The 9234-nt window shown below is 37.8% G+C and carries 15 protein-coding genes and 1 pseudogene; 3 read left to right on the top strand and 13 right to left on the bottom strand.

Annotated elements, in window-relative coordinates; all coding sequences use genetic code 11:
• The 7 genes and pseudogenes from flgN to ACESM9_RS11220 all read right to left on the bottom strand — a co-directional run.
• Positions 1-179 (bottom strand): flagellar export chaperone FlgN (gene flgN / locus ACESM9_RS11250; protein ID WP_372998427.1); only part of this gene is annotated, 179 nt, incomplete at its 3' end.
• An 18-nt stretch (positions 180-197) separates the two neighbouring features.
• Positions 198-503: a flagellar biosynthesis anti-sigma factor FlgM gene (gene flgM / locus ACESM9_RS11245; RefSeq protein ID WP_372998423.1), complete on the bottom strand. Its 306-nt coding sequence runs from the start codon at positions 501-503 to the stop codon at positions 198-200.
• A gap of 86 nt (positions 504-589) precedes the next feature.
• Complete coding sequence (locus ACESM9_RS11240) at positions 590-1009, bottom strand: TIGR03826 family flagellar region protein (protein ID WP_372998419.1); 420 nt, start codon at positions 1007-1009, stop codon at positions 590-592.
• Positions 1010-1025: 16 nt separating this feature from the next.
• On the bottom strand, positions 1026-1598 hold the full coding sequence (locus tag ACESM9_RS11235) for a ComF family protein (protein ID WP_372998430.1): 573 nt from the start codon (positions 1596-1598) through the stop codon (positions 1026-1028).
• A pseudogene (locus ACESM9_RS11230) lies at positions 1599-1721 on the bottom strand (hypothetical protein); the annotation flags it as partial. It abuts the gene before it with no gap.
• Positions 1684-3930 (bottom strand): ATP-dependent RecD-like DNA helicase, encoded by a 2247-nt coding sequence (locus tag ACESM9_RS11225; RefSeq protein WP_372998414.1) that lies wholly within the window; start codon positions 3928-3930, stop codon positions 1684-1686. The gene ACESM9_RS11225 and the pseudogene ACESM9_RS11230, both read right to left, overlap by 38 nt.
• A gap of 28 nt (positions 3931-3958) precedes the next feature.
• Entirely contained in the window at positions 3959-4570 is a 612-nt protein-coding gene (locus tag ACESM9_RS11220; protein ID WP_372998411.1) for a hypothetical protein, read from the bottom strand.
• Positions 4571-4768: 198 nt separating this feature from the next.
• Between ACESM9_RS11220 and ACESM9_RS11215 the strand changes: the two genes are divergently transcribed.
• Positions 4769-6094 (top strand): HD-GYP domain-containing protein, encoded by a 1326-nt coding sequence (locus tag ACESM9_RS11215; protein WP_372998408.1) that lies wholly within the window; start codon positions 4769-4771, stop codon positions 6092-6094.
• A gap of 24 nt (positions 6095-6118) precedes the next feature.
• On the opposite strand, the gene ACESM9_RS11210 is transcribed toward ACESM9_RS11215, so the two are convergent.
• From ACESM9_RS11210 to ACESM9_RS11195, 4 genes are all read right to left on the bottom strand, one after another.
• On the bottom strand, positions 6119-6268 hold the full coding sequence (locus ACESM9_RS11210; protein WP_372998405.1) for a YvrJ family protein: 150 nt from the start codon (positions 6266-6268) through the stop codon (positions 6119-6121).
• Positions 6269-6285: 17 nt separating this feature from the next.
• Positions 6286-6504, bottom strand: a complete 219-nt coding sequence (locus ACESM9_RS11205) for a DUF2922 domain-containing protein (protein WP_372998402.1) — start codon at positions 6502-6504, stop codon at positions 6286-6288.
• A 39-nt stretch (positions 6505-6543) separates the two neighbouring features.
• A complete protein-coding gene (locus ACESM9_RS11200) occupies positions 6544-6765 on the bottom strand; it encodes a DUF1659 domain-containing protein (RefSeq protein WP_372998399.1) in 222 nt (73 codons plus the stop codon).
• Positions 6766-6920: 155 nt separating this feature from the next.
• Positions 6921-7283, bottom strand: a complete 363-nt coding sequence (locus tag ACESM9_RS11195; RefSeq protein ID WP_372998396.1) for a helix-turn-helix domain-containing protein — start codon at positions 7281-7283, stop codon at positions 6921-6923.
• Between the two features lie 157 nt (positions 7284-7440).
• Between ACESM9_RS11195 and ACESM9_RS11190 the strand changes: the two genes are divergently transcribed.
• Together ACESM9_RS11190 and ACESM9_RS11185 are read left to right on the top strand one after the other, a co-directional pair.
• Positions 7441-7635: a Spo0E family sporulation regulatory protein-aspartic acid phosphatase gene (locus ACESM9_RS11190; protein ID WP_372998393.1), complete on the top strand. Its 195-nt coding sequence runs from the start codon at positions 7441-7443 to the stop codon at positions 7633-7635.
• A 52-nt stretch (positions 7636-7687) separates the two neighbouring features.
• Positions 7688-8041 carry a hypothetical protein gene (locus tag ACESM9_RS11185; RefSeq protein WP_372998390.1) on the top strand — a complete coding sequence of 118 codons (354 nt, stop codon included), beginning with the start codon at positions 7688-7690 and terminating at the stop codon, positions 8039-8041.
• A gap of 28 nt (positions 8042-8069) precedes the next feature.
• Here ACESM9_RS11185 and ACESM9_RS11180 read toward each other — a convergent pair whose 3' ends face one another.
• Both ACESM9_RS11180 and ACESM9_RS11175 read right to left on the bottom strand, forming a co-directional pair.
• Complete coding sequence (locus ACESM9_RS11180) at positions 8070-8579, bottom strand: sigma-70 family RNA polymerase sigma factor (RefSeq protein ID WP_372998387.1); 510 nt, start codon at positions 8577-8579, stop codon at positions 8070-8072.
• Positions 8580-8703: 124 nt separating this feature from the next.
• Positions 8704-9141: a YaaR family protein gene (locus ACESM9_RS11175; protein ID WP_372998384.1), complete on the bottom strand. Its 438-nt coding sequence runs from the start codon at positions 9139-9141 to the stop codon at positions 8704-8706.
• Positions 9142-9234 lie beyond the last annotated feature (93 nt).

The following is a 9234-nucleotide window of genomic DNA, read 5'->3' as shown; positions in this document are numbered from 1 at the left end:
TCATCCTCCAGTTTGCTGATTTCCATTATAAGGTTGCCTTCCATCTTAATAATGCTGTCCAATTCATTGATTTTGCCATCTATTATGATATCCTTTTTCTCTTTTGATATGGATAAAAGCTTCTCATATATGCTATTTTCTTTTTCCAAATAAAGTATTACCTTATCTAAATTATCCATGACAGCATCTCCTCATCATCATATCTTTTTATCAAATCCACCTGTCAGCATCTTCTCAGCTATGTCCTTTCCATTTATGTCGTACAGACCTTTGTCCATCTTCTGCTTGATTTCATTTACTTTATCCTCTCTGATGTCGGGAATCTGATTCATGGCTTTTATAGCTTTGGACACTATCTGATAATCCTTCGCCTTCTGGGATATGGTCAATTCATCCCTCTTGCCCTGCACTGAGGATATGTCTCTTACTCCTTTTTTCCTTTCAACAGAAAAACTTTTATATATTTTGCTTATTCCAGGAATTTTATCAAAGTTAATCCCCATTTTATCACCTCATATATCTTCTACTCATTTTATTTATCGGTAAAAAACACTGAATAGTTTATAGATGAATAAAAAAAAGAAAGGCGCTATCTGCCTTCCCTCTTCCTAATGACATGCATTCTTTCTTTTCCTGATGTTTTTGCATATTCATGTTTGCTTTTGTTTAGACCAAATTCTCTTTTCATCTCACTGGCAATCTGGTTTTTGCACTCCTCACAATATCTTCCTGATTTAATCGGTCTTCCGCAGGATTCACATTCAAGGAGTAAATTAGTATTATCCGAGCTTAACTCCAATCTTTCCTCCCTCAGGAATTTCATTATCTTTTCCACTGATATTCCTGTAGCATCTGATACTTCAAATACTGTAGACCCTGGATTTTCATAGATGTATTCCTTTACGCGCTTAAACTCTTCTTCCTCTTGCTCAAGGCATTTATTACATACAGGATTGTATGTATAGGCAAAAACCTTTCCGCATCTAATACAATTTCTCAGTTCTGGCATCGTTCCACCTCCAAAATCAGGTATTTACTCCTGCAGCTCCAGTCAAAACATTTATCTGCTTCGCTCCAGATGCCAAAAGTACCTTGCTGCATTCATCCACAGTACTGCCTGTGGTATATATATCATCTATGAGCAAAATTCTCATGTTATTTACATTATATAGCATATTTAGAGAAAATGCATCAATCACATTTAATCTTCTTCCCGTTTTATCCAAAGAAGATTGTTCCTTGGTGTCCCTTTTCCTTATAAGGCAGTCCCACATGGGGATAGACATCATATTGGAAAGGTGTTCTCCTATGACCTTAGCCTGATTGAAGCCTCTTCTCGAGAGCTTTGACTCATGAATAGGAACAGGTACTATTATATCAGCTTTTAGATTCTCTGCCTTTGCTTCATATGCCATATATCTTGCCAAAATCTTGCCGACTTCCAGTATTCCTTCATATTTCAGCTTATGGATCAATTCCCTCCCTGCACCTTCATAATAAAAGCAGGAATAGGCTGAGTGAAAACTGTAGTTTCGTTCTAAGCAATCAGGACAAATATTTTTATCATAGTCCTCAGACAAACCTTTTCCGCATTTCATACATTTTCTCTCATGAATAAACTGGATGGAGGTGCTGCAAATATTGCACAAAGATTTTTCACATTTCACGCCGCACAATATACATTTATTCTTTGCGGGATAAAGAAATCTCAGTATATTCATCCCAGTTCCCAAGCCTTCGGAGCCTATACTCCAGGCCTGAGTACCTCCTCGTCACATAATTGTTTTTTATCATGGAATAAATGCATCTTTCCTGTCCCACCAGTACTACCATTTCCTTTGCCCTGGTCAAGGCTGTATATAGAAGATTCCTGGTGAGCAGCATGGGAGGCCCTGCTATGACAGGCATGACCAATACGGGAAATTCAGAACCCTGGCTCTTGTGAACCGTCACCGCATAGGACAGCTCCAGCTCATCCAAATCAGAGGGCTCATATCTCACCAGCCTTTCGCCGTCAAATATGACCTCGATTATTTGCTCCTCATTGTCTACCTTAGAAATTACTCCCATGTCCCCGTTGAATACTCCTTCGCCTTCGTAATCCGAATCCCACAAGCTCTGCCATTTCATCTTATAGTTGTTTTTTATCTGCATCACCTTATCCCCTTCGCGAAATATGGTGTCTCTGTATGTCTTTTCATTTTTGGTGAAATGGGGCGGATTCAATATCCTCTGAAGTTCTGTGTTAAGATTTATAACTCCACAGAGCCCCTTTTTCATAGGAGACAGAACCTGTATACCTTCATTGCTGCTGTAGCCCGAATATCTAGGCAGCCTATCCTTGCAAAGCTCCTTTATCTTTTCCAGAATCCCTGCCTGGCTTTCCTCCCTCATGAAGAAAAAGTCCTTGTCCTTTATATTGAGTATGGGAGCTTCACCCTTGTTAATCCTATGGGCATTAACCACTATAAGACTCTCCTGTGCCTGTCTGAATATTTCGTTGAGTCTTACCACCGTTACCGCCTGGCTGTTTATTATGTCTTTTAATACACAGCCAGGACCTACAGAAGGTAGCTGATCCACATCCCCTACCAGAATAAGCCTTGTACCTTCGCTTATAGCCTTAAGGAGATTGTTCATCAATAGTATATCCACCATGGATACCTCATCCACAATGATTACATTTGCCTCCAGAGGCGAATCCTCATTCCTCTGAAACATCATATCCTCATCCTTGTCTCCATGGCCATATTCCAAAAGCCTGTGTATGGTTTTGGCTTCTCTCCCTGTGGCCTCCTGCATTCTTTTAGCAGCTCTGCCTGTAGGTGCACACAGAAGCACAGAAAGACCCATCCTCTCAAAAAGCCTTATGATTGTCTTTATAGTTGTGGTTTTGCCTGTTCCCGGTCCTCCAGTGACCACCAGCAACCCTTCTGTTACAGCCTTCTCCACCGCTTCCCTCTGGTTTGCAGCAAGGGATATGCCGTCCTCTTCCTCTATTCTGTTAATCTCATTATCTATGTCAAATCTAGCTTCAGAGATCGGATATTGAGCCAAGGTCAGGAGCCTCCTGGCAACACCTATTTCAGCTCTGTGGAATGCTATGGAATACACTGCCTTTATGTCATCCAAAGTATCAACTACGATTTTTCTATCTATATATAAACCTAGCAATATATTTTCAACAGCTTCTTCTCTCACATTGAGAAGCTCTGCTGCAGTCTTTATGAGTTTATCTTGGGGCACATAACTGTGACCGTTGTTATGAAATTGATTCAGCACATATCTGGTTCCGGAGGCTATCCTGTAGTCCGAATCAAGGGGGATACCCATGCTTTGGGCTATTCTGTCTGCCATCTTGAAGCCTATGCCAAATACATCATCTGCCAGATTATATGGATTCTCTCTTATAACCTTTATGGTATTAGCCCCATAGGTTTTGTAAATCCTGACTGCATAGGCCGGGCTTATCTTATAACCCTCAAGAAAAAGCATTATATCCTTGAGCTCTCTTTGTTCTTGAAAAGCATCGTAGATCTTTTGAGCCTTCTTTTGTCCTATGCCATCTATTTCAGTAAGCTTCTGAGGATTGTATTGAATTATATCCAAGGTATCCAGGCCAAATTTCTCCACCATCTTCTTTGCAGTTACAACTCCTATGCCTGGTATCAATCCTGAAGACAAATATCTTTCTATTCCATTTAATGTGGCTGGAGTTACAACCTGATAGGCCTCCATCTTGAACTGTGTTCCATAATCTGGATGCTCCACCCATGCACCTGCAGCCCTTATGGTCTCGCCAATATTTACATAGGGAAAATATCCTACCACAGTGGTTTCTACATCATCATCCTGAAGCTCCAAAACCGTATAACCATTTACTTCGTTTCTAAAGACCACTTCACTTATCATGCCCTGAATCTCATCCATGCCAATACCCTCGTTCGTTTTTTCTTAATTATAACCTATTTTCATGGGCCTTTAAACTGTTTTTAATGGTTAGTATTTCCCTTGCCAATATTACAATATCCCCCTTGGTGGCCGGCTTATCCAAATTTGAATAAAGTCTTTCCAGCACCTCGGGATAGGCAGTGAGACCTTTCTCATTTCTATAATGTTCCAAAACCAGCCTGGCATTCTTGATGTGTTTCTTTACCGTTGCCATACTGCATAATACTTCTAATTTTCTTCCGTCTTTAAGCACAATCTCCGTTTTTCTGTTATCCCTTGCTTCTCTCAACTGAGCTATTGAAACCATGTCCAAATATCCCATGGCAGAATCATTTCTGAATCTGGGAGTTCTTACCTTCAGCTGTATAAATACCTTGGTGCTGCTTATGGGCAGAGGTACACAATTGACACTTCCGATTATCTGACCATATTTTCTTCTTAAACTATAATAGTCAATGGAATAAAAACGACATAGATTATTTCGGAAACTTCGCATAGTCATAGACAGAATCTGATCCTGCCCTTCCGGTACAATTATCCTGGTTACTTCCCCCATGCCTTGGAAATATTCAGGAGTAAATCCCCAAATATCATATTGTTGAAAAAAGTTCAAATCCAATCAAGCCACCTCCTTCTGGGCGAAATTACCACTTTTGAATTAATTATATACGAACATATGTTCGGTGTCAATTACCCTTTTTCTTAGTTCTTTAGTACTATTTTTCACAATATTTTACACTCTTCGACAGATTGTCTGTTCAAAATCATTCTCAATTGGTATAATAAGTTTATTAAGACATAAGATAGGAAGTGCGAAATGAAGACAGTCGATTTACTCAAATACATAGCATTATTCGCAGTATTTTCTATAATGGCATATCTTTATTACAATGTTATTAAAAAAAATAAAGCAGCTTCAGTAGAAGTTGCTGCTGCCAGAAAAGTTTCATTGGAAAAAGAGAAGATGCTTACCCAGATAAGACTTCAAAAAGACGAGATCGAAGCATTATATGAAGAAACATATGCCATAAACAACGAGCTTACCAGCTATATTAAGAAGTTAAATGAATCTCAAAAAGAGCTCCAGGATATAAATCAGGAAATATCAGCCTTATATGCTATTTCAAAAAAAATAAACTCAAACCTTAATATTGATACATTGTTTCATGATATGGGTGACCTTTTAAAAGGAATACTTGATTATGATATACTTGCCATATTGCTGCTGGATGATGAGAAAAAATCCTTGGTTATGAAGCATTGGAATGGACCAGCTATTGAAGGCTTATTAAATATAGAATTAGCTCTTGACGGTAAAGGTGTCTGTGCTCTCTGTGCAAGAGAAAAGAAAGCTTTACTTATAAAGGATGTCAATAGTTTTGACAACATAATCATTGTACATGATGAAACAAAACAAGAAATGGCATCTCCTCTTATGTATAATGATGAAGTCATTGGAGTATTTATTGTGGATACCTTCAAGGAAAACGCCTTTGATGAACATAAGCTGTCAATCTTATGTTCCTTTGCAAGCATTGCATCTACAGCTCTTTATAATGCAAAGATTTACAGTGACTTGAAGAGAACTTATGAATACACTGCAAAAGCCTTGGCAAAGGCCATCGAGGCTAAAGATACATATACAAAGGGACATTGCGACAGAGTCACGGAACTTTCCTTGAAAACTGCAAAATACCTGGGATTTAGTGATGAAAAGCTTAGTAAAATAAAGATTGCTGCCATACTTCATGATATAGGGAAAATAGGAGTACCGGAAGGCATATTAAACAAGCCTGGCAGGCTTACACCAGAGGAATACTCTATTGTAAAGAAGCATCCTACCATAGGTTATGAAATATTGTCAGATATAGATTATTTGGATAATGTAAGGGAAATAGTCTACCAACACCATGAGAGGTTTGACGGAAAGGGTTACCCCCTTGGGCTGGAAGGAAATAATATGCTAACGGAGGCTAAGATTTTAGCTTTGGCAGATGCCTTCGATGCTATGACATCAAAAAGACCATACAGAAAGCCCTTCACCATTGAAGAAGCTATAGAAGAAATAAAAAGAAACAGAGGTACTCAATTTGATCCTGATATTGCCTCTGTTTTCATAGAAATGATACAAAAAGAGTATTAGCTGGGACCATCAGGTCCCAGCCTTTCATTTATCAAACCTGGAAGCTATTACTCTGGATAGTTCATTAATGGAGTTAGTCAGGTTTTCCATTTTCCCTTCTATTCTCATAAGGAGATAGATGGATACTGCTATAGGAAAACCTACATTTGCTACTCCATTAAAAATTTCCTCCATTATATCTCCCTCCTAGTCTATTCTACATCCAGCTCTTGAATGTTAGTATCCACTATCCTGGCTCCATCTATAGCAACCAGATCTCCGCCTTCGGTTGCAAATATATTTTTTGCTATGATGGTTTCCATAGCTGTTTTCACAGATTCTCCAGTTAGATTATCATCTGCATTATCCACACTTATCTTCATTGTTTTTCCCACAGCATCTCTAAACACCATTTCCAGCTTCTTAGCCATATACTACACCTCCTTTCCAATATGCTAGGGCTTGTAATACTAAGCCTCCACCAGCTCGGAGTCTTCAGCCTTGTTTATGCTATATACAGCATTAGTCTGAAGTCCGGCTATAGTTCCTGCCACGTCATAGATGTCTTGATCGAGAGCTTCAGGTTTTACCTTACTGTAGGTCTTTGTGATATATGTTTGTCTGCCGTCTACCACCTGACCAAGGTATTTAATCTGAAGCTTTACGCTTTTTACCATTGCTTCTACTGCCATTCATATCACCTCCCTTCGCTATATAAATAACTGCTGGGCAGAGAATTTTCCGCAAAAAAGCAAAAAAATTTTCCGGTATAATAATTACCGGAAAATCATTATTGACAACTTATGAAAAATATGGTAATTTAATAATATGCTTTAGTACAAAATACTTAATTCCCTTCTGTTTTATATTTCTGCTTGATAAACTCTATATAGTCGTTTATCTGTCTTATAGCTTCATCAGGCAGACCGATATTATAGTAACTATCATGTGCTCCACTTTCTAAAACACAATCTTTTTCTATAACATCCGATTTCTCATAAAAGTTTCTTATATCAGTTCTTCCCAGAAGATAATCAATTGACACTTGAAAAACATCAGCTATTGCCTTTAGAGTTTCCTGATCAGGAAATCTAACATCAGTTTCATACTTTGATACCGACGAATAAGATATGTTTAGTGCTTTTGCAAGATCTCTCCTTGACATGCTTTTCTCTTCACGGAGCATAGCAAGTCGTTTAGCAAATACCATAAAAACCACCTCATCAATCTTATTTTATCACAGAAGATTAAATTATAATAGATTGGACAAAGTGTACAAAATCATATTGACATTATACATAATGTCCATTATAATATAATAAGCAGTGGACAATATGTCCACTAGAAATGCACTGGGGGTGACTTTTTTGAATAGTTTAGATGATAAGTATAAAGAGTTAAAAAGTTTGGAAATCGCAATCGATCAGATGCGAGACAAATTACATAATATGATGATGAATACATTAGATCCTCTGAATGATGAGGTGCTGGCTTTGAGCAGGGAATTAGATGAAATAATTCACAGATATACGGCTTTGAAAATGGAGCTTAAAGATTATTGATTTTATCTATAAAAACTGATAAATTTATTATAAGTAAATGGAGGGTTATGTCATGAATAATGAGGAAAGAATTCTACAAATCCTAGAAAATATGCAATCTGACATCAGAGAGCTTAAAGGGAGCCATGAAGATCTTAGAACAGGTCAGGAAGGGCTGAGGACAGATATAAATGGGTTAAGGGCAGATGTTAGTGAATTAAGGACAGATGTTAATGATTTAAAAGCAGGTCAGGCAAGATTAGAAGGAGAGGTTAAGGCGATTAAATATGATGTAAAGATGCTTAAAAGTGATGTCAAATCCATCAAGACTGAGCTTAATTACATGTGGGAAGATATTAAAAAAATCGATAATCGCCTTATAAAACAGGAGCAGGAGATTTATTTACTTCAAAGAATAAATAATTGAATTTTTTGCATATGTTACATAAATTGGATTAATTACCCAACTTATTAGATATTCTCTTTATTGCATTCTTTCTTCTTCGAAACAAGGTTGTCCTGCTCATACCTAACTCCTTTGCTAAATCATCCAGAGTTCTTTGTCTCATAATACTTTCCTCGACTATATACCTATCTTCATAGTTTAAATTCATAAGAGCTTTATATGCTTCTTTGACTTCAATGTTTGATAATACAGCTTCTTCGATATAGCTAGATTCATCAACCAAAGTATCCCCCATCTCTATCCCTTCCCCTATGGGTTCATTAATGGATACAGTCTTTTTATAGTATCTACCATAATTCAGATAAAAATATTTAAGCTTCATTTTAAGATAGTAAAATATATCTGCAGCTTTTGTCTCATCATATTTTTCTAAAGACTCCAAGATAACTATTACACCTTCCTGATACAAATCTTCAAACTCACCCTTGCTTAGTGCATATTTGTTAATTGACGAAATAATCAATGGATGTGCTTTCTCCAGTATTGTGTTTTTATCCATTTTGGCCTTTCCGACCGGTCTTTTTCCATATTTCCGCGGATAAGGCCATTATAGAAGCACTGATACAAAAAATAAAAAACCGACTCTCTACAAGTCGGTTGTAAACTTACACCAGGTACACATATCAGGCATATACATCAAGGAGCAACCCTCGGATCTCTCCTATAAGGCTTAATACCTTTATTCCCTTCTCTTGCTTGTTTATTACTGCATCCGTCAGCTCCAGCAATTTATCATCCACTTTTTGCACGATTTTATATATTTTCATCCTCCCACCTCTGTTAAATCCTCTGTTTTGTTGAATCTTCAACCCATATTTAACAGCTTCGGAGAGGAACTCTTTTACCTTTTTCTTATAATCTCTCAAATCCTCAACGGTCATAGATTGGGCCAACACTTTACCTTGGGCATCCACATCTTCCATGAGCCGATTTAATCTCTCCACATCCATCTCGTCTCTACGAGTGGACATGACCTCACGAAAGGATATAGAAGCCTCGTCCTTGGCCTTCCTAGAGGCTATATGTTCTGTATTGGTTTTTTCGATGTTTCTGACTTTCATGATTATCACATCCATTCGCTATAGGGTATTCCTCTTGGGTCTTGGTGCATTGCCTGGGGTATTCCTTTCCCGTCCTGACTCGTGACCCGTGAC

The sequence above is a fragment of the Lutispora sp. genome, from assembly GCF_041687175.1.
Lineage (GTDB): Bacteria > Bacillota > Clostridia > Lutisporales > Lutisporaceae > Lutispora.
The sequence above is the reverse complement of the archived record's forward strand: the minus strand, read 5'-3'. Positions and strand labels throughout refer to the sequence as shown.

Bases quoted from the DNA above. Each gene is read 5' to 3' on its own strand.
- ACESM9_RS11185 (WP_372998390.1), top strand. From the start codon at position 7,688: ATGAATAATGAGGAAAGAATTCTACAAATCCTAGAAAATATGCAATCT.
- ACESM9_RS11235 (WP_372998430.1), bottom strand. From the start codon at position 1,598: ATGAAATGCGGAAAAGGTTTGTCTGAGGACTATGATAAAAATATTTGT.
- flgM (WP_372998423.1), bottom strand. From the start codon at position 503: ATGGGGATTAACTTTGATAAAATTCCTGGAATAAGCAAAATATATAAA.
- ACESM9_RS11200 (WP_372998399.1), bottom strand. From the start codon at position 6,765: ATGGCAGTAGAAGCAATGGTAAAAAGCGTAAAGCTTCAGATTAAATAC.
- ACESM9_RS11175 (WP_372998384.1), bottom strand. From the start codon at position 9,141: ATGAAAGTCAGAAACATCGAAAAAACCAATACAGAACATATAGCCTCT.
- ACESM9_RS11210 (WP_372998405.1), bottom strand. From the start codon at position 6,268: ATGGAGGAAATTTTTAATGGAGTAGCAAATGTAGGTTTTCCTATAGCA.
- ACESM9_RS11240 (WP_372998419.1), bottom strand. From the start codon at position 1,009: ATGCCAGAACTGAGAAATTGTATTAGATGCGGAAAGGTTTTTGCCTAT.
- ACESM9_RS11215 (WP_372998408.1), top strand. From the start codon at position 4,769: ATGAAGACAGTCGATTTACTCAAATACATAGCATTATTCGCAGTATTT.
- ACESM9_RS11225 (WP_372998414.1), bottom strand. From the start codon at position 3,930: ATGGATGAGATTCAGGGCATGATAAGTGAAGTGGTCTTTAGAAACGAA.
- ACESM9_RS11195 (WP_372998396.1), bottom strand. From the start codon at position 7,283: ATGGTATTTGCTAAACGACTTGCTATGCTCCGTGAAGAGAAAAGCATG.
- ACESM9_RS11205 (WP_372998402.1), bottom strand. From the start codon at position 6,504: ATGGCTAAGAAGCTGGAAATGGTGTTTAGAGATGCTGTGGGAAAAACA.
- ACESM9_RS11180 (WP_372998387.1), bottom strand. From the start codon at position 8,579: ATGGATAAAAACACAATACTGGAGAAAGCACATCCATTGATTATTTCG.